This window comes from Yimella sp. cx-51 (assembly GCF_017654605.1).
Taxonomy (GTDB): domain Bacteria; phylum Actinomycetota; class Actinomycetes; order Actinomycetales; family Dermatophilaceae; genus Yimella.
This window is the reverse complement of record NZ_CP072113.1, coordinates 678,751-704,137: the sequence shown is the minus strand read 5'-3', so window position 1 is coordinate 704,137 and position 25,387 is coordinate 678,751. Positions and strand designations below refer to the sequence as shown.

16 protein-coding genes and 3 rRNA genes are annotated in these 25,387 nt (G+C 63.8%); 10 read left to right on the top strand and 9 right to left on the bottom strand.

Going from position 1 to position 25,387, the window contains the following annotated elements:
* Positions 1-10 precede the first annotated feature (10 nt).
* Positions 11-1,036, bottom strand: coding sequence for a GNAT family N-acetyltransferase (locus J5M86_RS03360; RefSeq protein WP_188061649.1), 1,026 nt, complete (start codon positions 1,034-1,036; stop codon positions 11-13).
* Positions 1,037-1,201: 165 nt separating this feature from the next.
* Here J5M86_RS03360 and J5M86_RS03355 point away from each other — a divergent pair, with 165 nt between their 5' ends.
* Entirely contained in the window at positions 1,202-1,522 is a 321-nt protein-coding gene (locus tag J5M86_RS03355; RefSeq protein WP_188061650.1) for a putative quinol monooxygenase, read from the top strand.
* 68 nt (positions 1,523-1,590) lie between these two features.
* The gene (msrA, locus tag J5M86_RS03350) at positions 1,591-2,301 is read left to right on the top strand and encodes a peptide-methionine (S)-S-oxide reductase MsrA (protein ID WP_244328459.1); all 711 of its coding nucleotides are present in this window, start codon (positions 1,591-1,593) and stop codon (positions 2,299-2,301) included.
* A 14-nt stretch (positions 2,302-2,315) separates the two neighbouring features.
* Here msrA and J5M86_RS03345 read toward each other — a convergent pair whose 3' ends face one another.
* On the bottom strand, positions 2,316-3,158 hold the full coding sequence (locus J5M86_RS03345; protein ID WP_188061651.1) for a CoA transferase: 843 nt from the start codon (positions 3,156-3,158) through the stop codon (positions 2,316-2,318).
* 185 nt (positions 3,159-3,343) lie between these two features.
* On the opposite strand from J5M86_RS03345, the gene J5M86_RS03340 reads away from it, so the two are divergent.
* Both J5M86_RS03340 and J5M86_RS03335 read left to right on the top strand, forming a co-directional pair.
* Positions 3,344-3,901, top strand: coding sequence for a hypothetical protein (locus tag J5M86_RS03340; RefSeq protein WP_188061652.1), 558 nt, complete (start codon positions 3,344-3,346; stop codon positions 3,899-3,901).
* A gap of 150 nt (positions 3,902-4,051) precedes the next feature.
* A complete protein-coding gene (locus J5M86_RS03335) occupies positions 4,052-4,561 on the top strand; it encodes a ferritin (protein ID WP_188061653.1) in 510 nt (169 codons plus the stop codon).
* Between the two features lie 63 nt (positions 4,562-4,624).
* Here the strand turns inward: J5M86_RS03335 and J5M86_RS03330 are convergent, their stop codons facing one another.
* A complete protein-coding gene (locus J5M86_RS03330) occupies positions 4,625-5,104 on the bottom strand; it encodes a phosphoribosyltransferase (protein WP_188061654.1) in 480 nt (159 codons plus the stop codon).
* 82 nt (positions 5,105-5,186) lie between these two features.
* Between J5M86_RS03330 and J5M86_RS03325 the strand changes: the two genes are divergently transcribed.
* From J5M86_RS03325 to J5M86_RS03315, 3 genes are read left to right on the top strand one after another with little or no spacing between them, the layout of a single operon-like run.
* On the top strand, positions 5,187-5,795 hold the full coding sequence (locus J5M86_RS03325; protein WP_208965093.1) for a hypothetical protein: 609 nt from the start codon (positions 5,187-5,189) through the stop codon (positions 5,793-5,795).
* A 58-nt stretch (positions 5,796-5,853) separates the two neighbouring features.
* Positions 5,854-7,443, top strand: coding sequence for a DNA polymerase Y family protein (locus J5M86_RS03320; protein WP_188061655.1), 1,590 nt, complete (start codon positions 5,854-5,856; stop codon positions 7,441-7,443).
* A 23-nt stretch (positions 7,444-7,466) separates the two neighbouring features.
* The gene (locus J5M86_RS03315) at positions 7,467-10,865 is read left to right on the top strand and encodes an error-prone DNA polymerase (protein ID WP_188061656.1); all 3,399 of its coding nucleotides are present in this window, start codon (positions 7,467-7,469) and stop codon (positions 10,863-10,865) included.
* Between the two features lie 30 nt (positions 10,866-10,895).
* Here J5M86_RS03315 and lysX read toward each other — a convergent pair whose 3' ends face one another.
* The 5 genes from lysX to J5M86_RS03290 all read right to left on the bottom strand — a co-directional run bounded on the left by lysX (position 10,896) and on the right by J5M86_RS03290 (position 21,476).
* Positions 10,896-14,318 (bottom strand): bifunctional lysylphosphatidylglycerol synthetase/lysine--tRNA ligase LysX, encoded by a 3,423-nt coding sequence (gene lysX / locus J5M86_RS03310; protein WP_188061657.1) that lies wholly within the window; start codon positions 14,316-14,318, stop codon positions 10,896-10,898.
* Between the two features lie 144 nt (positions 14,319-14,462).
* Positions 14,463-14,580 (bottom strand): 5S ribosomal RNA (gene rrf / locus J5M86_RS03305).
* Between the two features lie 94 nt (positions 14,581-14,674).
* Positions 14,675-17,762: ribosomal RNA gene (locus J5M86_RS03300) — 23S ribosomal RNA — on the bottom strand.
* A gap of 362 nt (positions 17,763-18,124) precedes the next feature.
* A 16S ribosomal RNA gene (locus tag J5M86_RS03295) occupies positions 18,125-19,647 on the bottom strand.
* Together the 16S, 23S and 5S rRNA genes form the textbook arrangement of a ribosomal RNA operon.
* Positions 19,648-20,099: 452 nt before the next feature.
* Positions 20,100-21,476, bottom strand: coding sequence for a cystathionine beta-synthase (locus J5M86_RS03290; RefSeq protein ID WP_188059537.1), 1,377 nt, complete (start codon positions 21,474-21,476; stop codon positions 20,100-20,102).
* A gap of 172 nt (positions 21,477-21,648) precedes the next feature.
* On the opposite strand from J5M86_RS03290, the gene J5M86_RS03285 reads away from it, so the two are divergent.
* The 3 genes from J5M86_RS03285 to J5M86_RS03275 all read left to right on the top strand — a co-directional run bounded on the left by J5M86_RS03285 (position 21,649) and on the right by J5M86_RS03275 (position 24,292).
* Entirely contained in the window at positions 21,649-22,725 is a 1,077-nt protein-coding gene (locus tag J5M86_RS03285) for an SGNH/GDSL hydrolase family protein (RefSeq protein ID WP_188059538.1), read from the top strand.
* A gap of 68 nt (positions 22,726-22,793) precedes the next feature.
* Positions 22,794-24,017, top strand: coding sequence for an acetyl-CoA C-acetyltransferase (locus J5M86_RS03280; RefSeq protein WP_188059539.1), 1,224 nt, complete (start codon positions 22,794-22,796; stop codon positions 24,015-24,017).
* A 23-nt stretch (positions 24,018-24,040) separates the two neighbouring features.
* A complete protein-coding gene (locus tag J5M86_RS03275) occupies positions 24,041-24,292 on the top strand; it encodes a hypothetical protein (RefSeq protein WP_188059540.1) in 252 nt (83 codons plus the stop codon).
* Between the two features lie 103 nt (positions 24,293-24,395).
* On the opposite strand, the gene J5M86_RS03270 is transcribed toward J5M86_RS03275, so the two are convergent.
* Positions 24,396-25,283: a Bax inhibitor-1/YccA family protein gene (locus J5M86_RS03270; protein WP_188059541.1), complete on the bottom strand. Its 888-nt coding sequence runs from the start codon at positions 25,281-25,283 to the stop codon at positions 24,396-24,398.
* Positions 25,284-25,387 lie beyond the last annotated feature (104 nt).

The following is a 25,387-nucleotide window of genomic DNA, read 5'->3' as shown; positions in this document are numbered from 1 at the left end:
TATCGAGACTTCAGGCCGTGCCTGACCACCCGTCGAGCCCGCGCTCCCACACCTGCAGCACTCCTTCCCGCCCGTAACCCAGATCGGTGTTGACGGCGAGCATGTGTTTGTTGTCGTCGGCGTTCCAGGTGCGGACGCGGGTGACCTGCGGCAGGTGGTCCATCACCGTCAGCGCAGCGAGCGCTTTCAAACGCAGCCCGAGCCCGTTGCCCCGCGCTTCTCGCAGCACCAGCGTGTCCTGCTGGTAACCGAGGCCCGGGGTGTCCTGCGAGACTTCGATCTGGGTGAAGCCGACCATCATCTCGCCCTCGAAGGCGACCGCTTGGACGATGCGCCGCCCGGCCTCCAGCGCCCAGTCGAGGTTCTCGCGGACGCGCTCGGGCGTCCACGCCTCTTCCTCGACCGTCATGCCACCCTGCGGAGCATCGGTGCTCATCCGTTGTTCGAGCAGCGCGAGGCTCGGCAGCCAATCGTCCGGGATCTCGTCGATCCGCCAGTCGAGCCGGAAGGCAGCGGCGTCCTCGATCCCGTCGCCTGCGGCAAGTTGTTCGAGTCGGCGTCGGTCACCGGGCAGCGGCATCGCGCTGCGAAGGAGTTTCTGGACGCAGGTGAATCCGAACCGTTGCGCAAACTTCGGTCCGCCGGATTCGACTGCGCTGGAAGGGATTTCGGTCTCAGCCTGCACCGTGGTGCGGCCGGCCTCACGCAATGCATTCAGCGCCGACTCAGCCAGGGCGGTGCCCACACCTGACCGCCGGTGTTCCGGGTCGACATGCAACATCAGGAGTCCGAGGTGCTCGTTGTCGCGCAACGGCATCGCGATCGCGGCCATCCCGATGACCTGCTCGCCGTCGATCGCCACGAAATCCTCGAACGCGTACCCGGTGCCTCGGCGGCGGCCCTGCACTTCGGCGAGGGTCCACGCGGAATGCTCGGCGCCCCAGTCGGCCGCACCGCTGCGTGCTTGGACGTCGATCCACTGCTGAGCAAGGACGTCGTCGGAGAGCAGATCAATGGGTCGAACAGTCACTGTCATGGGTCCACGATCTCCGGTTCCACCGGGCGCGAGCAACCAGATTTGGCACCACTGCCCGGCGCAGCAGCGATGCCTTCGATCCCTTCTCCACGTCGTGGTTTGACGCGCCTGGCGTCAGCGCACAAGATCGATCTCCACACTGCACGACAAAGAGAGGGCACCGACATGTACTTCATCGTGGTGAAATTCAAGACCAAGCCGGAGTGGACCGACCGCTGGCTCGACCTGGTGCACGACTTCACCGAGGCGACCCGCAAGGAGCCCGGCAACCTGTGGTTCGAGTGGTCGCGCAGCGTCGAGGAGCCCGACACCTTCGTGCTGGTGGAGGCGTTCACCGACGACGGCGCCGAGCCGCACGTCAACAGCGAGCACTTCAAGAAGGCCACCCAGGAGATGGGGCAGGCGGTCGCCGAGACACCGCGCATCGTCTCCCGTCAGGTCGAGGGCTCCGGTTGGGACGAGATGGGTGAGGTGTCCCCCTCCTGAATCACTTCGACACAAAGCCGACGAACCGCCCAGGGAAGCATCCTGGGCGGTTCGTCGTTGTGCAGAGCATGATCTTCGGCTTCGGACGTCCCACGACCATGGTCACCGCCGATGAGGCACCGCCCGGACGCGCGCAGACCCTCCCCGGCATCCCCGAGACCCACGAGGTGCTCGGCACCTCGCTGCACGGCTCGTGGCCGGACGGCACGCAGGTGATGTACGTCGCCATGGGCTGCTTCTGGGGCGCGGAGCGGATCTTCTGGAAACTGCCCGGAGTGGTCACCACGGCGGTCGGTTACATGGGCGGGTTCACGCCCAATCCCACCTACGAAGAGACCTGCACGGGGCGCACCGGCCACACCGAAGCGGTGCTGGTCGCCTACGACCCGGCCAAGACTTCGCCGGAGTTCCTGCTGAAGGAGTTCTGGGAAAACCACGATCCCACCACGGCCAACCGGCAGGGCAACGACGTCGGCACCCAGTACCGCTCGGCGATCTACTGGACCACCCCGGAGCAGGAGCAGGCTGCGCGGCAGACGCGCGAGGCCTTCCAGAAGGTGTTGCACGACAACGGTTTCGGCGACATCAGCACCGAGCTTCGTTCAGCGCAGGACGCCGGCACCTTCTACTACGCCGAGGGCTACCACCAGCAGTACCTCCACAAGAACCCCGGCGGCTACTGCAACCACGGACCCAACGGCATGACCTGCCCGGTCGGCATCGTGCGCCAGGATCAGCTGCCCTCGCAGCAGGACGTCCTGCCACCGTCCGAGGCCTGACGGGCGTTCAAACGCTAGGGCGCGCGAACTGCCGCGAGCGGCAGCCCGCGCTCGTGCGCCCAGTGTTCCCAGTCCCTGGCCGTTCGGCAGGCGAAGAATGCCTCCAATGATTCGCGGCTGCCATCCACTCGGGACGCCTCCAGGAAGGCCGCCCAGAAGTGCGGCTCCAAGGCGGCGAGCGCGACCCAGCCTTCAGCGGCGGCGTAGATGCCGTACTGCGGCAGCACTCCCCCGATGAAGCCGCCCGGAGTGGTCATACCGTGCTTGGCAGGCTGCGCCAAGTCGGTGGCGACATCGCTGAGCGCGACCTCCCGATAGCTACCCACACCCGTCCGGGCGGCAATGTGGAGTGCGGTGACTGCCTCCGCGACCGCCCGCTCGGCTCCGGCCAGGTCAGCGACGAGAACGGTTGGCAACAAAGGCGGTTGGAGCGTCCCGGCGTGAGCCTGGTAGGTCAGGTCATGGCCTGGGACGTCGGCAGCAACTCCGGGATGACCGACGATCGCAACCTGTGAGAGCCCGGGATGGCGAGCACTCAAGGACGACCAGTCAAGGCCCAGCTTGGCCAGCGCCGTCGGCCGGTTGGACGTGATGAACAACTCGGCGTCCTGCAGGAGCGCGTCGAGTTGCTCTCGACCTGCAGCAGTCTTCAGGTCGACGACGATTACTTCTTGGCCTTGTGACAATTTTGTGTAGTACGCCGGCGCGGCGGCTGCCAACAGATCACCTGCCGGCGGCTCCACCTTGGTGACCTGTGCACCGAGCAACTGCAGCCGGTGCGCGGCGGCCGGACCAGGCAGATTGGTGGCGATACTGACCACCCGAACCCCGGCCAACGGGAGTTGCACATCGTCCATGCGTGGAGCCTGCCACGACAACGTGCAGGCAGGTGCGACGGGGCGACACATGAAGCAAAGCCCAGGTCACGAGCAGATCACTCTTGAGTGACGGTACGAGAAAACTCTTGCCGGTGTGCCCATCCAGGAGGACTATCAACAACAGCGCGAAAGGGGTTCGCGCTACTTTCCGCAAGGGGAACATCATGAAGAGAACTCTCGCCGTTCTGGCGTCCGCGACGACCACTCTGGCCGTCCTCACGATCGCTCCGATCACGACCGACGCGGCGCACGCGACAGCCTGCACGGCTCCCTGGGGATCGCTGCCCAAGACCTCCGCACCGATGACCACCCGCACCGTCAACGCCGTGCGTGTCGGCCAGCACGGATGCTTCGAACGGATGGTGATCGACCTCGGCCGCGGCAGTGGATCGACCGGCTACGACGTGCGCTACGTGAGCCAGGCGGTCGTCGACCCCACCGGTCAGGTGCTGCGCCTACGCGGCAATGCCGTGCTGCAGGTGATCGCCAAGGCACCCGCCTACACCAACACCGGCTGGCCGACCTACCGTCCGGCCAACCGCATGGAAGTGGCGAACGTGGCCGGCTATTTCAACTTCAAGCAGATCGCCTACGGCGCATCCTTCGAGGGTCAGACGCAGTTCTTCATCGGGATGCGCGGACGCCTGCCGATGCAGGCCTTCGTGCTGAACAACGCCGACGGCGGACAACGCCTGGTGGTCGACGTCGTCAACAGCTGGTGAGCTGAAATCCGCACAAACCGGACGCATATCGCACGCTCGAGCACCAACAGCGTCGATTTTGCGTCCGGTTTGTGCGAGCAACCACCCGGACGGGTGCATAAGGGCAGCCTTCGGCGAATTACTGGCGATGTGGCTGGTTAGGCTCGTGCCATGAAGATGAGCGAGAGCCTGGAGCAGGCATTCAACCAGCAGATCACCCTCGAATTCGAAGCCTCCATCGTGTATCGCCAGCTCGCCATCAAGCTGGACGAGATGGATCTTCCCGGCATGGCCGCCTGGTTGCGCCACCAGGCGGACGAGGAGATCGTCCACGCCAACAAGTTCATCGATCACGTCTCCGACCGCGGCAACCACGCCGAGATCGGCGCGATCGCGGCTCCAGCAGTCAAGGTCGAGTCCGTGCTGGACGCGTTCGAGGCCTCGCTCAAGCACGAGGAGCGGGTCTCCGCAGCCATCCGCGAGCTCTACCGCGCGGCCGATAAGGAGGGCGACCTCGACTCCCGCCCGCTGCTCAACTGGTTCCTGGAGGAGCAGGTGGAGGAAGAGGCGACCGTCAGCGAGATCATCGGTCGGGTGAAGTTGATCAAGGACGACGGCCCGGGCCTGCTGCGCCTGGACGAGGAACTCGGCAAGCGCCCGGCCACGAGCACCGAGGCCTGATCACCGAATCTGAGTGACGAACGGCGCCACCCTCGTCAGGGTGGCGCCGTTCGGCTTTGTTGTTCAGCGAGACGCGGTGACCGGTAGCTGGCTTGACCAGGGGAAGTCGATCCACTGGTCGGTGTACTTCCAGACGTAATCGCAGCTCACGATCGTGCGCGACTTCTCGTAGATGCACGCGATCCGCGACTCAGCCACGTGATCGGCAACGAACTCCTGCACCAGTTTCAAGGTCTTGCCGGTATCGGCGACATCGTCGACGACGAGCACCTTCATGCCTGACAGGTCGACCGCAGCAGGGGTGGGCGGCAGCATGATCGGCACGTCCAGCCGCTGATCGACGCCGGTGTAGAACTCGACATTCACGACCGAGACATTCTTCAGGTCGAGTGCGTAACCCAGAGCCCCACCGAAGGGCAGGCCACCCCGGGCGATCGAGAGCACCATGTCGGGCTCGAAGCCTGAATCTACGATGTTCTGCGCGACCTCGCGCACTGCCCGGCCGAAGTCTTCGTAGGTCAGCACTTCACGTTCGTTGCTCATGGCACGATCCTGCCACCGAGGCCTGACCAATCGATGAGCGGCCCACTTGCCATTATTCGAACGAATGTTCGATGCTGGATGCATGAGCATCGCCACCGAAAATCCCGCCGAGGTGCTGGAGGGGCTACGCAGACAGTTGCGCTCGACCGAGTCCGGCGGGCGCCACCACCCGGTGCACCCTGCCCTGCAGCCGGCGATCGGCAACCGCCTGCGGCCCGGATCGGTCTACGGGTTCCTGGGTGGCACCACGCTCGGCATCGGCTTGCTCGCGAGCGCATCGTTATCTGAATCTTGGTGCGGGGCAGTAGGATTCCCCCATCTCGGCCTGGAATCTGCGGACGAATGGGGAGTCGACCTACAGCGCCTGATCCTAGTGCCGAAGATCGCCCCGGACGACTGGCTCAACGCTGTATCGACCCTGATCGAGGCCGTCGACATCGTCATGGCCGCGGCACCCCCGCCACTCACCCCCACCAACAGATCGCGCCTGGAAGCCCGCCTACGCCATCGCGGCGCCGTGCTCCTGGTCGCAGACGCCTGGCCGCGCGCAACCGTCCTGCGCACTCTCTCCTCGCGCTGGCGCGGGCTCTCCTGCGGGCACGGCCACCTGTTGGGGCGCGAACTGACCGTCGAGGCAATTCGCGGCCATCGCAGTACCCGCGCAACAGTGCAATGGCCGCCCCTGGAGTGAGTCCGGGCGAACGCGAGCACCACTTGCCTTGTTCGTACACATGTTCGATACTCGGCAGATGCCCAAGGCCCCCGCACTGACGTCCGCGCCACCTGCGCGCACGTTGGCGCTCTGGTGCCCGAGCTGGCCGGTCGAGGCCGCCCGGCGCTCGCTGGGCAGCGCCGCTCCACCGCGGCTGGCGTTGATCGCAAAAGGTCGGGTCATTGCGGTTTCCCCCGAAGCTGAGGACGAGTCGGTCACCATCGGCCTACGCCTGCGGGAGGCCCAGACCCGCTGCCCCGATCTCACCGTGCTCGCGCACGACCCTGCGGTGGACGAACGCTGGTTCGCTCCGGTGCTGCAAGCAGTCGAGCGGGTCGTCCCGCATGTGCATCTCATCGAGCAGGGTGCGCTCGCCGTGCGCATCACCGGAGCGGCCCGCTTCTACGGCAGTGAGGACGCCGTGGTCGAGTTGCTGCTCGACCAACTGGCCGAACTCCACCTTGACGACGTGCGCATGGCGGTGGCTGACGGGGTGTTCCTCGCCGAGCAAGTGGCGCGTAACACCACCGTCGACTGTCCGGTCACCAACCTGCCCTCGCCCCAGACTGCAGCCTTCCTGCGCACCCTGCCCGTCTCCACCGTCGCAGCCGCAGTCGGCGACCCAGCGCTGGCAGAAACCCTGCGCCGCATGGGAATTCGCAACCTTGGAGCTTTCGCGAAGCTACCCCGCGCACAGGTGCATTCCCGATTCGGCGAGGCCGGACGCCGCGCCCACCAGCTCGCCTGGGGCGAAGACTCCCCCGTGCTGCCCACCCATCCGATCCCGGACGATTTCACCGTTCAGGCGGTCTGCGAACACCCCAGCAACGATGCCGCCCTGATCACCAGGATCAGCGAACCGATCGCGGCCACCCTGACCGACCGTCTGCGCACCCGCTCACTGGTGTGTCACGAAGTGCGTATCACCCTGACCACCTCGGCAGGGCATCTGCACGAACGCACCTGGCGGCATGCCTGGCCGTTCACGACGCACGACATCACCGAACGGGTGCGCTGGCAACTGGAAGATCTCGCCACCCACGCACACCGGAGTGACCGCTCCGACGGAGTGACCGTGGTGGAGATCGTCGCCGAATCACCCACGCAGGCGGCCGCCCACGCACCGGGCCTCTGGGGCGAGCGTCCCGACCAGCACATCACCCAGATGGTCGTCTCCTTGCAGCGCGACCTCGGCCACGGTGCAGTGCGCAGCGCAACCCTCGCCGGCGGACGCCTGCTGCACGAACGCCACTCGACCCGGCCGTGGGGCGACTCCCCTCCCCGCCACGACGCCCGCGATCGTCCCTGGCCCGGCACTCTTCCGGGTCCGCGCCCGGCAACGGTCTTCGATTCCGCACAGCCTGCCCTCGTGCACGACGCAGGCGGCAACCCTGTCGTGGTCGATGCCCGAGGCGGCCTCGAAGCTGCACCGGCCACCTGGCGTCCGGCCCATGACGACTCCCGCGCCCGGCAGGTCGTGGCGTGGAACGGCCCGTGGCCGGTGCGGCAGCATTGGTGGCAGAAGCCGTTGGCGCTCAACAGGTTTCAGATCGTCGACGACTCCGGAGAGGCCTGGCTGCTCCTCGCCACGGACGACGGCTGGTGGATCGAGGCGCGCTATGACTGAGCTCCACCGCAGCGGAGATTGAGATGGGCTGGAGCAACCCGCCCATCTCGTGGTCGGAACTGGAGCAGACACTCTCCCACGGCACCCGCCCGCAGGCCCGTTCGGTGCCGGTGGCCGACGGCGGCGACGGGCCGGCGTTCTCACGCAAGAGGGCGAAATTCCTCCCCGCCGACATCGTCCGGCCGCAGACCGTGGTGCCCTATGCCGAACTCCACGCCCACTCCCACTACAGCTTCCTCGACGGGGCCTCCTCCCCCGAAGACCTCGTCACCGAGGCCGTCGCGCTCGGACTGCACGGGCTCGCCCTCACCGATCACGACGGCCTCTACGGCATCGTGCGCCTGGCCGAAGCTGCAGAAGGCTACGGCGATCTGATCACGATGTACGGCGCGGAGTTGTCCTTCGATCTGTCCGCTCCACAGAACGGCATCGCCGATCCCGAGGGCCATCACCTCGTGGTGATCGCCGACGGGGTGGACGGTTACCGCCGGCTCGCCACCGCCCTCACCGACGGACATCTGCACCCGGACGCCGAGAAGGGGCGACCGGTCTACGACCTGAACAAGGTCTCCGAAACCGTGTCGGGCTCATGCTTCGTGCTCACCGGCTGCCGCAAAGGGCTTGTGCGGCAGGCGCTTTCCCGCGGCGATGAATCTGCTGCGCTGGTCGAACTCGATCGCCTGGCCGAACGCTTCGGCCACGACCGGGTGTTGGTCGAGCTCACCGACCACGGCGACCCGAGCGACGGCTCACGCAATGACCAACTCGCCGATCTCGCCGCTGGCCGCGGCCTGCAGGTGATCGCCACCAATGCGGTGCACTACGCCCGTCCGGAGAACTTCCCGTTGGCGACCGCCGTGGCCGCCGTGCGTGCCCGGCGCAGCCTCGACGAACTGGACGGCTGGCTGCCGGCCAGCGATCAAGCCCACTTGCGCAGCGGCGCCGAAATGCTGGCCCGCTTCCAGCGCTTCCCCGGTGCGCTCGAACGCACCGTCGAGATCGCCGACCAGGCGGGGTTCCGATTGCGCGCAGCGAGCCCCAAGTTGCCCCGGCAGGAAGTGCCGGCCGGGCACACCCCGATGAGCTGGCTGCGCGAACTCGTCGAAACCGCTGCCGCACAACTGTTCTCGCCGATGTCACCACAGGTGCGCGAGCGCCTCGACAAGGAACTGCAGGTGATCGAGGCCAAGGACTTCCCCGGCTACTTCCTGATCGTCCACGACATCGTCACCTTCGCCAAGAGCAAAGGCATCCTGTGCCAGGGTCGGGGCTCGGCGGCGGCGTCCCTGGTCTGTTACGTGCTGGGCATCACCGTCATCGATCCGATCTTCTACCGGCTGCCCTTCGAACGCTTCTTGTCAGAACTACGTGAAGAAGCTCCCGACATCGACGTCGACTTCGACTCCGGACGCCGCGAGGAAGTGATCCAGTACGTCTACCGCCGTTACGGCAGACGCAATGCCGCCCAGGTGGCGAATGTGGTCACCTATCGCCCCAAGAACGCCATCCGCGACATGGCAAAAGCCTTGGGGCACAGTCAAGGACAGCAGGATGCGTGGTCGAAGCAGGTCGAACGCTGGGGTGCCGAGATCAACAGCGCCGATCACGACATCCCAGCGCCGGTGATCGATCTGGCGCAGCAGGTGCTGAGCTTTCCGCGGCACCTCGGCATCCACTCCGGCGGCATGGTGCTCACCGAACGACCCGTCGGCCAGGTGTGCCCGATCGAGCCGGCTCGGATGGAGAACCGCACCGTCCTGCAATGGGACAAGGACGACTGCGCGTGGATGGGCCTGGTGAAGTTCGACCTCCTGGGCCTGGGCATGCTCGCTGCACTGCAGCACACCTTCGACCTGACCGCCGAGCACCTGGATGAGCACTGGCGGATCGAAACCCTGCCGCGCAACGAACCCGGCGTCTACGACATGCTCGCCCGCGCCGACTCGATCGGCGTGTTCCAGGTGGAGAGCCGGGCGCAGATGGGCACCCTCCCCCGACTGAAACCACGCTCGTTCTACGACCTCGCGGTCGAGATCGCGCTCATCCGTCCTGGACCCATCCAGGGTGGTGCGGTGCACCCCTACATCCGGCGTCGCACCGGCGAAGACCCCATCACCTATTCCCACCCGCTGCTGGAGGACGTCCTCGAACGCACCCTCGGGGTGCCGCTCTTCCAGGAACAGCTGATGCAGATGGCGGTCAGCGTGGGCAACTGCTCCCCCGCGGACGCCGACCTGCTGCGTCGGGCGATGGGCTCCAAACGAGGTGTCGAGCGGATCGACGCGCTGCGCGCCCAGCTCTACGAGGGCATGTACGCCAACGGCATCAGTCCGCAAGTGGCCGATGAGATCTACACCAAGATCGAGGCCTTCGCCAATTTCGGTTTTGCCGAGTCACACGCCTTGAGTTTCGCGGTGCTGGTCTATGCCAGTTCGTGGCTCAAACTGCACTACCCGGCGGCCTTCCTCGCTGCCTTGCTGCGCGCCCAGCCGATGGGCTTCTACTCCGCCCAGACGCTCGTGGGTGATGCCCGTCGGCACGGGGTGATCGTGCGTCCACCGCATCTGCACCTGTCGGAGGTGTACGCCGACCTCGAAGCCTTGGACGATCCACCGCCGGCGAATGACCGACCCGATTGCCTGCGCGACCATGAGCAGGAAGAGATCGGTGACTTCGATCCGGGCCGGCCGGACGACACCGCACAGCATCGTCGCGACACCGGCTTCGCGGTGCGATTGGGATTCGAGGAGATCAAAGGGCTGGGCGAAGCAGCAGCCGAACGAATCGTCGAGGCGCGTTCGGCCGGCCAGTTCATCGATCTCGCCGATCTGTCCAGGCGCGCTGAGCTGGACGCCGAACAACTGGAAGCCCTTGCCTTGAGCGGGGCCCTGGACTGCATCGCCGGCACCCGCCGCAATGCGCTCTGGCGATCAGCGGAGGCCGCCGCCGTCCGGCAGGGGCAGCTCGACCTGACCGTGCCCTACCAACCGCCGCTCCTGCCGCTGCTGACCGCGGGTGAGATCTTGCAGCACGACCTGCAGTCGACCGGCATCAGCCCGGCCGACCACCCCATCAGCCACAACCGGAAATCGTTGGACGCCAGAGGAGTTCGGCCCATCACCAGTTGCCTGCACGTGGAGTCAGGACGCCGTATCGAGGTGGCGGGCGTGGTCACGCACCGGCAGCGTCCGGCGACCGCTGGCGGCATCACCTTCCTCAACCTCGAGGACGAGACCGGGCTGCTCAATGTCATCGTCAGCCAAGGTGTGTGGCATCGCTACCGGCGGATCGCCCGCTCGGCGCCGGCGATGGTGATTCGCGGCATTCTCGAGCGTTCACCGGAGAACATCACCAATCTCATCGCCGACCGGCTGGAGCCGTTGACGATCAGCGTGCGCACGTCATCACGGGATTTCCGGTGAGACTCGACGAGGTGAGCTGGGTGCTTGTGATCAGTTGTCGCCGAGATCCTCGTTGCCGGTCGGACGCACGAACGGGAACGCCAGCGTGGCCCTGATGTTCGTACCGAGCAGCATCATGATCAGGCGGTCGACGCCGAACCCGAGTCCGCCGGTGGGTGGCATACCGAGTTCGAGAGCTGACAGGAAGGCCTCGTCGACTTCCATCGCCTCGGGGTCGCCGGCTGCCGCTGCCAGCGACTGCCGGGTGAGCCGCTCACGTTGGTCGATCGGGTCGATGAGCTCGCTGTAGGCGGTGCCGAGTTCGGCGCCGAAAGCAACGAGGTCCCACTGCTCCGCCACGCGCCGGTCGTGACGACCGGGGCGCGCCAACGGCGAAACTTCCACCGGGAAGTCCTGGTAGAAGGTGGGGAAGGTGGTCTGCTTCTCGACCTTGGCTTCGTAGAGCTCCATCACCATGCGTCCGGCGCCGGCTCCCGCGGGCACTGCGACATCGGCAGTGGCGCAAATTCTGGCCAGCTCCTCCACCGTCGTGTCAGTGGTGATCTGTTCGCCAACGGCCCTCGACACTGCTTCGTGCACAGTGATCACCGGCCACGGCTGATCGAGGTCGATCTCGTCGACACCACCGGAATCATTGGGACGCAAGGCAATCGGACGTCCGTTGACCGCGACCGCGGTGCGCAGCACGGTCTCGCGCATCAGCTCACGCATGGTGTTGTAGTCGCCGTATGCCTCATAGGCCTCCAGCGAGGTGAACTCCGGATTGTGCGTGGCGTCGGCTCCCTCATTACGGAAGTTGCGGTTGAGTTCGAAGATCTTCTGCATCCCGCCGACCGCGAGACGCTTGAGATAGAGCTCGGGTGCGATCCGTAGGTAAAGACCCATGTTGTAGGCGTTGATGTGCGTCTGGAACGGCCGGGCCGTGGCTCCACCGTGAATGGCTTGCAGCATCGGAGTCTCGACCTCGACGAAACCCTTGTCGGTGAACACATCGCGCATCGCGCGCACACCCACGAATCGCCGCTGCAGCATGTGCAACGCACCGGGGTCGGAGAGCAACGCCAACGACCTGTTGCGCGCACGGACGTCCTCCGACAGGTGGGCGTGCAGGCCGGGCATCGGCGACAAGCACTTGGACGCCATCTGCCACGAGTGCAGCAGCACCGAGAGTTCGCCATTGCGCGAGGTGGCAACCGGACCGGTCACACTGACCAAGTCGCCCAGGTCGACGCAGCGCCTCCACAACTGCCGTTCGACTTCTGCACTGCCATCGGCGGTCACCATGACCTGGATGCGTGATCCTTCGTCGTCCAGCACGGCGAAGGTCACCCCGCCCAGGTCACGCCAAGCGCGGATGCGGCCGGTGATCGACACCTGGGTGTCGGTCACGATGTCGGGAGACAGTCCACTGAACTCGGCCACCACATCGGCGACCCGGGCCGTGCGCGACACCGATACGGGGTAACCGCTCCGCCCCGCCTCCTGCAGCACCGCCAGCTTCTGGCGACGGACGCGCTGCTGTTCGCTCAGCGGCTGCGGGTCAGGCTCGGGAATGAGCAGCTGACGCTCCTGCGCACGCACCTGCTCGTCGAATTCGGCTCCACGCGGAGCCTGCGACTCCTCCGGACGCGGACCGATCAGGAAGCTCGGGCCCACCGGACGGACGAACCCTTCCGCGATTCCCATGGCCAAACCAGCCCGAGCCACCGTCAGGCTCGGGTCGTAACACAACAGGCGCGGCACCCAGGTGGGGCGGTACTTGTCGTTGGAGCGGTACAGCGTCTCCAGTTGGTAGAAGCGGGACGCGAACGACAGCGCGGCATCAGTGAGTTTGGTGATCGGACCGGCGCCCACCTGGTCGGCACTGCTGAAGACATTGCGGAACACCGCGAAGTTGAGCGAGACCCGCCGAATACCGAGGTCGGCGCCGAGTTCGACCAGCTTGGCGACCATGTACTCGTTGAGGCCGTTCTCGGCGGTGCGGTCGCGGCGCATGAGATCGAGCGAGACACCTCGCACACCCCACGGGACGAACGACAGGAAGCCGCGGATACGGCCGTCCTTGTCACGCGCGGTGATCAGCACGCAGCGCCCGTCGGCCGGATCACCCAACCGGTTGAGCGCCATCGAGAAGCCGCGCTCGGTCTCGTTGCCTCGCCATTCCTGCGCCAAGGCTTCGATCTCCTGCAGCTCCTGGGCGGACAGATCGGCGTGGCGTCGCACCTGGGCGGTGTAGCCGGCTCGGCTGATGCGGGTGACGGCCTGACGCACGGGCCGCATCGATCGACCGCGCAGGCTGAAGGTGTCGGCGTCGAGGATCGCTTCGTCGCCGAGAGGGAAGGCCCGCAGTCCTGCCGAGACGTACAACTTCGAAGCAGCCTCGCTGCTGGAGAGCACTGCGCTGTAGAGACCGAGCTCCCGGCATTCGCGGCGCCACTGCGCGATGGCATCGGGCCACGCCGCGGGATCTCCGATCGGGTCAGCACTCGCGACGCTGACCGAACCTTCGTTGCGATACGTGAGTGCCGCTCGACCGTCGGGCGAGAAGACAACAGACTTGTCGCGGCGGGTGGCGAAGTAGCCGAGTGAGTCGTCCTCGCCATATTTCAGGAGCAGCTCCCGCACCTGAAGCTCATCTGCGGCTCGCTGTACGCCGACCCCGCGACCGGAGCGCCACACCGCCAGCAGGGCGAGCACCAGGGCCGCGGCCGAGATCAATCCAGCCAGCACGTAGACCCAGCCGGGCCCGAAGTGCCCGTGGAACTTAGGGGTGCCAGGTGGAGTCTCCACCCCGAAAGCGGAGCGGATGCTCCATCGCACTCGCTCGCCCATCGTCGCCAAGGTGTGCGGAAAGGCCAGCGTCAGCGCGAACGCGGTGAGGGCAGAAACCAACAGGCCGCCTGCCAGCACGCCCAGGCCTAGGCGGAGGCTGCCCTTCTGCAAGCGTGCCGGGAACGCCCTGCGGCTCATGACCAGCAGGACGAGAACAACGAACTGCAACACAGCCGCCAGCACGTTGAACCAGACGCCGATACGGAACTCCACGTAGTCGCGGGTCCAGCCGCGCAGGTTGCCGCCCATGGCGAAATCGGAGTCCTGCGCCGCAAGGATCGCGAGCATGATCGATGTGACCAGCGACAGAGTCAGATAGACCAATACCACGGTGTGGCCGGCCCGCAACCGGCGACGGACCGCGCCGGCCAGGACGAGGGTCAATATCGCGACGAACAGGCTGGGTTCGGACGGTAGGCCGAGCAGCGACAGCAGGTCAGAAACGACCACACCCACCCACTCCAGCGGGAACAGCAGCGAGATGAACGACCAGAGCGCCGCTACCACCAGGAGTCGGCCAAGCCATAGAGCTACGAGTTCGCGCCATCCTGCCTTCGCGCGATCAGGCTCGTTGCTGCCACCGAAGGTGTTGATCGAGCCCTTCAGTATCTTGTCCAGCATCACCGTCTGGTGCCTCTCCGTCTTTGCCGTGGACGCCTCGAACATAGTCGAACCACTTGGTGGACGTCCCAGCCGAACCTCAGGTTGAGCACAAAAAAGTCAGAGGGCTACTTGTTTCCAAGTAACCCTCTGACTATAAAAGTTGTCCGGCGGTGTCCTACTCTCCCACACCCTACCGAGTGCAGTACCATCGGCGCTGAAGGGCTTAGCTTCCGGGTTCGGAGTGTGACCGGGCGTTTCCCACTTCGCTATGACCGCCGTAACGCTATGAAACTATCAACCAAACAATTGTGGTTGGTGTGTTGTTTCAGATATCGCATAGTAGACGCGAAACATGCTTACGCAGTGCTGTTTGTTTGGGTAAGTTATCGGCTTATTAGTACCGGTCAGCTACACACATTACTGTGCTTCCACGTCCGGCCTATCAACCCAGTAGTCTGCTGGGAGCCTCCCCACCATGAATGGTGATGGAAACCTCATCTTGAAGTGTGCTTCCCGCTTAGATGCTTTCAGCGGTTATCACTTCCGAACGTAGCTAATCAGCGGTGCCCTTGGCAGGACAACTGACACACCAGAGGTTCGTCCATCCCGGTCCTCTCGTACTAGGGACAGGTCTTCTCAAGTTTCCTACGCGCACAGCGGATAGGGACCGAACTGTCTCACGACGTTCTAAACCCAGCTCGCGTACCGCTTTAATGGGCGAACAGCCCAACCCTTGGGACCTACTCCAGCCCCAGGATGCGACGAGCCGACATCGAGGTGCCAAACCATGCCGTCGATATGAGCTCTTGGGCAAGATCAGCCTGTTATCCCCGGGGTACCTTTTATCCGTTGAGCGACGGCGCTTCCACAAGCCACCGCCGGGTCACTAGTCCCGACTTTCGTCTCTGCTCGACATGTCTGTCTCACAGTCAAGCTCCCTTGTGCACTTACACTCAAAACCTGATTGCCAACCAGGCTGAGGGAACCTTTGGGCGCCTCCGTTACCTTTTAGGAGGCAACCGCCCCAGTTAAACTACCCACCAGGCACTGTCCCTGATCCGGATCACGGACCGAGGTTAGGAGCCCAGAACGACCAGAGTGGTATTTCAACGTTGACTCCACACACACTGGCGTGCATGCTTCACAGTCTCCCACCTATCCTACACAAGCCGTACCGAACACCAATACCAAGCTGTAGTAAAGGTCCCGGGGTCTTTCCGTCCTGCTGCGCGTAACGAGCATCTTTACTCGTAGTGCAATTTCGCCGAGTTCGCGGTTGAGACAGTGGAGAAGTCGTTACGCCATTCGTGCAGGTCGGAACTTACCCGACAAGGAATTTCGCTACCTTAGGATGGTTATAGTTACCACCGCCGTTTACTGGGGCTTAAATTCTCAGCTTCGCCACAAGTGACTAACCGGTCCTCTTAACCTTCCAGCACCGGGCAGGCGTCAGTCCGTATACATCGAATTACTTCTTCGCACGGACCTGTGTTTTTAGTAAACAGTCGCTTCTCCCTGGTCTCTGCGGCCCTCACCCCTAGTGAGCAAGTCACTTCAAGGTTTGGGCCCCCCTTCTCCCGAAGTTACGGGGGCATTTTGCCGAATTCCTTAACCACGATTCACTCGATCGCCTTAGTATTCTCTACCTAACCACCTGAGTCGGTTTGGGGTACGGGCGGCTCGAACCTCGCTAGAAGTTTTTCTCGGCAGCATAGGATCACCCTACTTCCCACATAACGTGGTCACTATCAACTCTCAGACACAAGAGATACGGATTTGCCTATATCTCGTCCTACAGTCTTAGACGGGGACAACCATCGCCCCGCGGAGGCTACCTTCCTGCGTCACTCCATCGCTTACCTACTACAAGATCGGGTCCCACGCTCCCCACGAACACGCACACCCGAAGGTGTACAAACGTCGCGGTTCGGGTGGTTAGCATCCCCTGATTCGATATGGGCGGTCCTTCGCCGGTTCCGGAATATCAACCGGATGTCCATCGACTACGCCTGTCGGCCTCGCCTTAGGTCCCGACTTACCCAGGGCAGATTAGCTTGACCCTGGAACCCTTGGTTATTCGGCGGACGGGTTTCTCACCCGTCTTTCGCTACTCATGCCTGCATTCTCACTCGTGTGGCCTCCACGACTGGATCACTCCGCCGCTTCACTGCCCACACGACGCTCCCCTACCCAACCACACCCCTGGACCTCAGTCAGGGTGATATGTGATTGCCACAGCTTCGGTGGTGTGCTTGAGCCCCGCTACATTGTCGGCGCGGAATCACTTGACCAGTGAGCTATTACGCACTCTTTAAAGGGTGGCTGCTTCTAAGCCAACCTCCTGGTTGTCACAGCAACTCCACATCCTTTTCCACTTAGCACACGCTTAGGGACCTTAGCTGGTGATCTGGGCTGTTTCCCTCTCGACTATGAAGCTTATCCCCCACAGTCTCACTGCCACGCTCTCACTTACCGGCATTCGGAGTTTGGTTGACGTCAGTAACCTGGTGAGGCCCATCAGCCATCCAGTAGCTCTACCTCCGGTAAGAAACACGTGACGCTGCACCTAAATGCATTCGGGGAGAACCAGCTATCACGGAGTTTGATTGGCCTTTCACCCCTACCCACAGCTCATCCCCTCAGTTTTCAACTAAGTGGGTTCGGTCCTCCACGACGTCTTACCGTCGCTTCAACCTGGCCATGGGTAGATCACTCCGCTTCGGGTCTAGACCAGCGACTATATGCGCCCTATTCGGACTCGCTTCGCTACGGCTACCCCACACGGTTAACCTCGCCACTGAGCACTAACTCGCTCTCATTCTTCAAAAGGCACGCCATCACCGGAACAACGCCGGCTGACGGATTGTAAGCCTCGGTTTCAGGTACTATTTCACTCCCCTCCCGGGGTACTTTCACCTTTCCCTCACGGTACTAGTCCCTATCTCACCAGGGAATATTTAGCTTAGCAGGTGGTCCTGCCAGATTCACACCGATTTCACGGCCCGGTGCTACTTGGGAACACGCTCAAGACAGTCACACATGTTTCGACTACAGGACTCACACCCTCTACGGTCAACCATTCAAGATTGTTCGTCTACACGCGCAATTTCTTACTGCCCACCAACATGTCACATTGTAAAACGCCCCACAACCCCACAACTGCAACCCCTGACAGGTATCACACAATCATGGTTTAGCCTCATCCGCTTTCGCTCGCCACTACTCACGGAATCACTGTTGTTTTTCTTCCTGTGGGTACTGAGATGTTTCTTCCCCACCCCTCCACACACCCTATTTTATTCAGATGCGGGTAACACCACATGAATGGTGCTGGGTTCCCCCATTCGGAAATCCTCGGATCACAGTCTGGTTATCGACTCCCCGAGGCTTATCGCAGATTCCTACGTCCTTCATCGGTTCCTGGTGCCAAGGCATCCACCGTACGCCCTTAAAAACTTACACAGAGCACTACAGATGCTTCGCGTCCACTATGCAATTCTCAAACAACACACAGCAACCCACACCCACAACCACATTCACCGTGGCCGGCTATGAGCCTGCAACCCAGAAAAAACAACCGAACCCCACCAAGGGGCTTCGGGTCGTTTCTTCAGGACCCAACAACGTGTCGACACCCCACACACACCACCCGTCCCTGTTCCACAACCAGACTCAGTGATCCTTGACAACCCGCAGCATCAACCACCACCGTGGTTCGTACTTAGTTCGAGGTGGCACCCGTGACAGGCACCATGATTGATGTTCCACCCATGAGCAGGACCCCACCACACACTCGGTGATGAAAGGCCACTGTCGCTCCTTAGAAAGGAGGTGATCCAGCCGCACCTTCCGGTACGGCTACCTTGTTACGACTTAGTCCCAATCGCCAATCCCACCTTCGACGGCTCCCCCCACAAGGGTTAGGCCACCGGCTTCGGGTGTTACCGACTTTCGTGACTTGACGGGCGGTGTGTACAAGGCCCGGGAACGTATTCACCGCAGCACTGCTGATCTGCGATTACTAGCGACTCCAACTTCATGGGGTCGAGTTGCAGACCCCAATCCGAACTGAGACCGGTTTTAAGGGATTCGCTCCACCTCACGGTATCGCAACCCTCTGTACCAGCCATTGTAGCATGCGTGAAGCCCAAGACATAAGGGGCATGATGATTTGACGTCATCCCCACCTTCCTCCGAGTTGACCCCGGCAGTCTCCCATGAGTCCCCACCATTACGTGCTGGCAACATGGAACGAGGGTTGCGCTCGTTGCGGGACTTAACCCAACATCTCACGACACGAGCTGACGACAACCATGCACCACCTGTACACCAGCCAAAAGGCACACACATCTCTGCATGCTTCCGGTGTATGTCAAGCCTTGGTAAGGTTCTTCGCGTTGCATCGAATTAATCCGCATGCTCCGCCGCTTGTGCGGGCCCCCGTCAATTCCTTTGAGTTTTAGCCTTGCGGCCGTACTCCCCAGGCGGGGCGCTTAATGCGTTAGCTGCGGCACGGAACTCGTGGAATGAGTCCCACACCTAGCGCCCAACGTTTACGGCATGGACTACCAGGGTATCTAATCCTGTTCGCTCCCCATGCTTTCGCTTCTCAGCGTCAGTAATGGCCCAGAGACCTGCCTTCGCCATCGGTGTTCCTCCTGATATCTGCGCATTTCACCGCTACACCAGGAATTCCAGTCTCCCCTACCACACTCTAGCCTGCCCGTACCCACCGCAGACCCAGGGTTAAGCCCTGGGCTTTCACGGCAGACGCGACAAACCGCCTACAAGCTCTTTACGCCCAATAATTCCGGACAACGCTCGCACCCTACGTATTACCGCGGCTGCTGGCACGTAGTTAGCCGGTGCTTCTTCTGCAGGTACCGTCACTCACGCTTCGTCCCTGCTGAAAGAGGTTTACAACCCGAAGGCCGTCATCCCTCACGCGGCGTCGCTGCATCAGGCTTTCGCCCATTGTGCAATATTCCCCACTGCTGCCTCCCGTAGGAGTCTGGGCCGTGTCTCAGTCCCAGTGTGGCCGGTCACCCTCTCAGGCCGGCTACCCGTCAAAGCCTTGGTGAGCCACTACCTCACCAACAAGCTGATAGGCCGCGAGTCCATCCCCCACCAAAAAATCTTTCCAAACACCACCATGCGGTGACGCCTGAATATCCAGTATTAGACCCCGTTTCCAAGGCTTATCCCAGAGTGAAGGGCAGGTTACTCACGTGTTACTCACCCGTTCGCCACTAATCCACCCCAGCAAGCTGGAGCTTCATCGTTCGACTTGCATGTGTTAAGCACGCCGCCAGCGTTCGTCCTGAGCCAGGATCAAACTCTCCGTAAAAAACTACAAAAAATTCAAGCCTGACCAACAAAAACTGACAAGAGCAAAACAAACCATCAAAAGTTTGTTCTACAAATAATCTCGTTAATATCAGCCAAACAAACATTCGGCATCAATCACTCGACACGCTGTTGAGTTCTCAAGAAACGACCAGGCATCGAGGCAAATCATCACACTGAGCGATGAAAGCTTCGAGCTGTTCGAAGGATGTTGCTTTTGTTTCCGGCTCTTGGGCGTCAGATCCGAGGATCCTCGCGCACTTGGCTCCGGAAGGATGTCCAGCTTACATCATTGTGTAGATCATGTCTAGCCGGTTTGGCCAGGCCCGGGGCGCGCTCCCAACCGGATCGCTCCGGCTGTTTTCGCCTCCCTGTCGGGCTGACGTCGTAAACATTAGGTGATGGTTTGGTGAACTGCCAAATCCGCAGGTCAGACGCGGTTTCTGGGATCTGTCACTGGGCCAGGACACCCAGGAGATCAGCCCTTGTCAGCACCCCGATCGGCTTACCGCCGTCGACGACCATGACCGCGTCCTGCTCCGCCAGGAGCGGGCGCAGGCTCTCCACCGGCTCGCCTGCTCCGACCAAGGTCAGAGCAGGCTCCATGTGCTTGCTCACCGAGTCAGCGAGATGGGCACTGCCGGTGAAGAGCGCATCGAGCAGGGCGCGCTCACTCACCGCACCGGCCACTTCGCCGGCCATGATCGGCGGCTCTGCCTTGACCACCGGCATCTGCGAGACGTCGTACTCGCGCAGGATCTCGATCGCGTCGCGGATCGTTTCATTGGGGTGGGTGTGCACGAGGTCGGGAAGGCTGCCCGACTTGGCCGAGAGCACATCGCCCACTGTGCGTCCACCCTCTTCGGCACCGAAGCCGTAGGACGCCATCCAGCTGTCGTCGAAGATCTTCGACAGGTAGCCGCGACCGGAATCGGGCAGCACCACCACGACCACGGCATCAGCGGGCAGCGTCCGCGCGTGCCGCAGCGCGGCGACCACGGCCATCCCGCACGATCCGCCGACGAGCAGGCCTTCCTCACGCGCCAACCTGCGGGTCATCTCGAATGATTCGGCGTCGCTGACGGCAATCACCTCGTCGACGACGCTCGGGTCGTACACGGAGGGCCACATGTCCTCGCCGACACCCTCGACGAGGTACGGGCGACCGGTGCCACCGGAATAGACCGAGCCTTCGGGGTCGGCGCCGATGATCTGCACGCGTCCGCCCTGTCGGTCGGCGGAGATCTCTCGCAGGTAGCGGGCTGTGCCGGTGATGGTTCCGCCCGTGCCGACTCCGGCGACAAAGGAGGTGATGCGGCCGTCGGTGTCGTTCCAGATCTCCGGGCCGGTGCTCTCGTAGTGCGACGCCGGACCGTTCTGGTTGGAGTACTGGTCGGGCTTCCAGCCACCGGGTGTCTCGTCGGCAATGCGGTCGGACACCGAGTAGTAGGAATCTGGGTGATCAGGCGCGACGGAGGTGGGGGTCACCACCACGTCGGCGCCGTAGGCGCGCAGCACACTGCGCTTGTCCTCGCTGACCTTGTCCGGGCAGACGAAGATGCACTTGTAACCCTTGCGCTGGGCGACGAGCGCCAGGCCCACTCCGGTATTGCCCGACGTGGGTTCGACGATCGTGCCGCCGGGCTGCAATTCGCCGGACGCTTCGGCCGCCTCGACCATTTTCACTGCGATGCGGTCCTTCACCGAACCCCCCGGGTTCATGTACTCCACCTTCGCCAGCACTGTGCAGGCGATGTCGCCAGTGACGTGGTTGAGCTTGACCAGGGGTGTGCCGCCGACGAGATCGACGATGTGCTCCACATACTTCATAGAGCCGACGATCTCACATCGTGAACCAGACGCCGAAGTAGCGTCGTGACGCTCCTGGCCGCCGACGTCCAGCGTCTGGCGATCCGTGCAGACATATAGCGCCAAGATTGCTCCGCTCCCGCGTACAGAGCCTGGGCTGACGCCGGACAAGACGACGAGGCAGGATGAGTGCATGGCTACGGCAGGTGCACGCAAACTCGCGACCACAGCGGCCTACGCTGGCTCGATCGGCGCGGCCGGGCTGACCGGCGTCGGACTCGGCGCCTATGGACTGCTGCGGATCGAAGCGGCCGTGGCCCGCCGCGTCGTCGGGCAGCCCTTCGAGGGTGCGCCCGAGGACTCCGGCACCTACGGCCACGGCCCAGGGCCCACCGTCGAACTCCTGGTGATCGGCGACTCCACCGCCAAGGGCATGGGAGCAGATCGTCCGACGCAGACCGTCGGCGCCATCGTCGCGACCGCCGTCGCGGCGATCGCTGGACGGCCTGTGCACCTCACCAATGTCGCTGCTGTCGGTGCGATCTCGACCGACCTCGGCGACCAGGTGACCAGAGCGCTCGAGCTGGTCGACCATCCGCAGGTGGCACTGATCATGATCGGCGCCAACGACGTGACCCGCAGCGTCCAGCGGGCGACGTCGACCCGGCACCTCGCGGCCGCCGTCGCCGCGCTACGGGCAGTGGGCTGTGAGGTCGTCGTCGGCACCTGCCCCGATCTCGGGGTCATCGAACCCGTGCCGCAGCCGCTGCGCTTCCTCACCCGCAAGTGGTCGCGCGATCTCGCGGCCGCTCAAACGGTGGCGGTCATCGAGCACGGCGGACGCACGGTGTCGCTGGGCGACCTGCTCGGCCACGAGTTCGAGAAGACGCCGGCCGTGATGTTCAGCAAGGATCGTTTCCACCCCTCGGCAGCCGGCTACGCGCGCGCCGCGTCCGCGCTGATCCCCTCGGTGCTGGACGCCTTGGGCCGCACATCGACCGACACCGGGCGAGCTCCCGATCGACGTCGTGGGGAGAGCATCGGTCCGGTCTCCGTGGCTGCGATGCGCGCAGTGCGCGACCCGGGCACGGAGGTCACGCCGACCGCTGTCGGCGGCCAGGACTCCGGCCACCGGGGGCGCTGGGCGATGCTCTTGCGACGGCATCGCGAACCGCTTCCCACCCAGGTCGAGCCACCGGCGCCCGACGGCATCGCGGCAGCGTCCGGCAGCGGGCAGAGCAACCGCGACGGCGAAGTTACCGAGCCGTAGACTCAGGCATCGAGCGGCTCTGCAACACCCGGTTGCACGGCCGGAGCACCACCGACGACGGAGGATCCATGACCGAAGCAGTCATCGTCTCGACCGCGCGCACGCCCATCGGGCGTGCTTTCAAGGGCTCGCTGAAGGACGTCCGCCCGGACGATCTCGCGACGATCGCCGTGCAGGCGGCGCTCGACAAGATTCCGGCTCTCGATCCGACCCTGGTCGACGACCTCTACCTCGGCTGCGCAGAGCCGTGGGGCGAGCACGGCAACAACATGGCGCGCGTGGTCTCGGTGCTGGCCGGTCTCGACACCGTGCCGGGCGCCACCATCAACCGATTCTGCTCCTCCTCGGTGCAGACCACCCGCATGGCTTACCACGCCATCAAGGCCGGCGAAGGTGACATCTTCATCTCGGCCGGTGTGGAGTGCGTGTCGCGCTACCTCGACTTCTCCAGCGCTGGTTCGTCGCCGGACTCGCTGCGCAACCCCAAGTTCGCCGACGCCGTCACCCGCACGGCCAAGATCGCCGCGGACAACAGCACCTGGACCGACCCGCGTGAAGACGGCCAGCTGCCCGACATCTACATCTCGATGGGCCAGACCGCCGAGAACGTCGCCACCTCGCGCGGAGTGAGCCGCGAGCGCCAGGACGAGTGGGGCGTCAGCAGCCAGAACCGCGCCGAGCAGGCCATCAAGGACGGCTTCTTCGCCCGCGAGATCGCTCCGGTCACCCTGGCCGACGGCACCGTGGTCTCCACCGACGACGGTCCGCGCGCGGGCGTCACCCTGGAGAAGGTGTCAACGCTGCAGCCGGTCTTCCGCGAGAACGGCACCGTCACCGCCGGCAACTGCTGCCCGTTGAACGACGGTGCTGCAGCGCTGGTCGTGATGAGCGACACCAAGGCCAAGGAGCTCGGTCTGGCTCCCCTGGCCCGCGTCGTGGCCACGGGTGTCTCCGGCCTCTCCCCCGAGATCATGGGCCTCGGCCCGGTCGAGGCGTCCAAGCAGGCGTTTGCCCGCGCCGGCATGACGATCGACGACATGGACCTCTACGAGATCAACGAGGCCTTCGCCGCCCAGGTGCTTCCGTCCGCGGACGACCTCGGCATGGACTTCGACAAGCTCAACAAGTTCGGTGGCGCGATCGCGCTCGGTCACCCCTTCGGGTCGACCGGTGCTCGCATCACGACCACTCTGCTCAACGGTCTGCAGACCGTCGACGGCACCTTCGGCCTGGAGACCATGTGTGTCGGTGGCGGTCAGGGAATGGCGATCATCTACGAGCGCCTGTCCTGATCAACGATCCCAGGCCCGAGGACGTGCGGGTCGAGCTCACGCGCGTGGTCCGGCGGTGGCAGCAGCTGCCGCTGGACCGCGCGCGTTCGTTGTGCGGGCAGGTGCGCCATTGCGCCCAGTCCCTCATCGCGTCGACCGACACGCCCGAACAGCTTCCGCACCTGTCGCCGGCAGCGACCATGGATCAGCTCCGGGTTGCGGTGTACGACGCCTGCGTCGCGGGCCGGGCGGACGAAGCACTGGAGGCTCTCGTCGTGCTGCGCCGCAGCCTCTGAGCCCAGATGGCACACCCGGATCTGCTCTGGTGAGCACGCAGCAAGAGGCCCGCACCATCTGGTGCGGGCCTCTTGGCGTTTCAGCCCCGAAGAGCTGCCGGGATCAGTCGCGGCTGATGGCCAGCAGACGCAGCAACTCGAGGTAGAGCCAGGCCACCGACACCACGATGCCGTGGGCGAGCAGCCACGAGGTCTTCTCCGGCACACCGGCGTTGGCGGCGTACTGGATGGTGTCGAAGGCGATCGCCAACGAGTAGGAGGCCAGCGCGACGGCGAACAGGCACAGGATCATGCCGAAGGTGCCCATGCTGAAGAAGCCGAACTGGTCGAGCACGCCGGTCCACTGGAGCACGAGGTTAACCATCGCGAAGAGGAAGTAGCCCATCGCGGCGAAGGCGAAGACCTTGCGGGTGCGGTCGTTGACCTTGATGACACCGAACTTCCAGCCGGCGAACATGCCGACGAAGACGCAGAGCGTGGCGAGCACCGCTTGCGGGACGATGCCGTTCCACTGGGTCTCGAAGAACTGGCTGATCGCTCCGAGGAACGCGCCCTCGATCACCGCGTAGGCGACGATCAGCGGGACGGAGATCGTCTTCTTGAAGCTGATGACGAAGCCGAGCACGATGCCGGCGATCATGCCGCCCATCCAGATCGCCAGGCCGACGCCCGGGTTCTGGTCCGAGATCAACCAGCCCGCAGCACCGCTGATGAGCAGCAGAGCGAAGAGGCCGAGCGACTTGGCGACGACATCGTCGACCGTCATGGTGCGGCCGCTGCCCGGCTGCATGCCGTAGTCGACGGGCTGCTGCTGCGGAGCCGGCTGACCCCACTGGGCCTGCTGGCCGTACTGCTGCGGCTGGCCGTATTGCTGTTGCTGCGGCGGGGTGCCGTACTGGCCGTACTGCGGCTGCTGACGGTTGCCGAACCCGGCGTACTCGCCGCGTTGCAGATCCTTCTCGAACCGGTCGAACACCGGGTTGGTTGCCATCGCGCTCCTCCAAACGATCGCGTCCCACGAGGTGTGGGTCAGTTCTCTACCCAATCTAAGCGCCCGACGGTTGCAAATAATCCCCGGACTCGGCCAGAACTTGG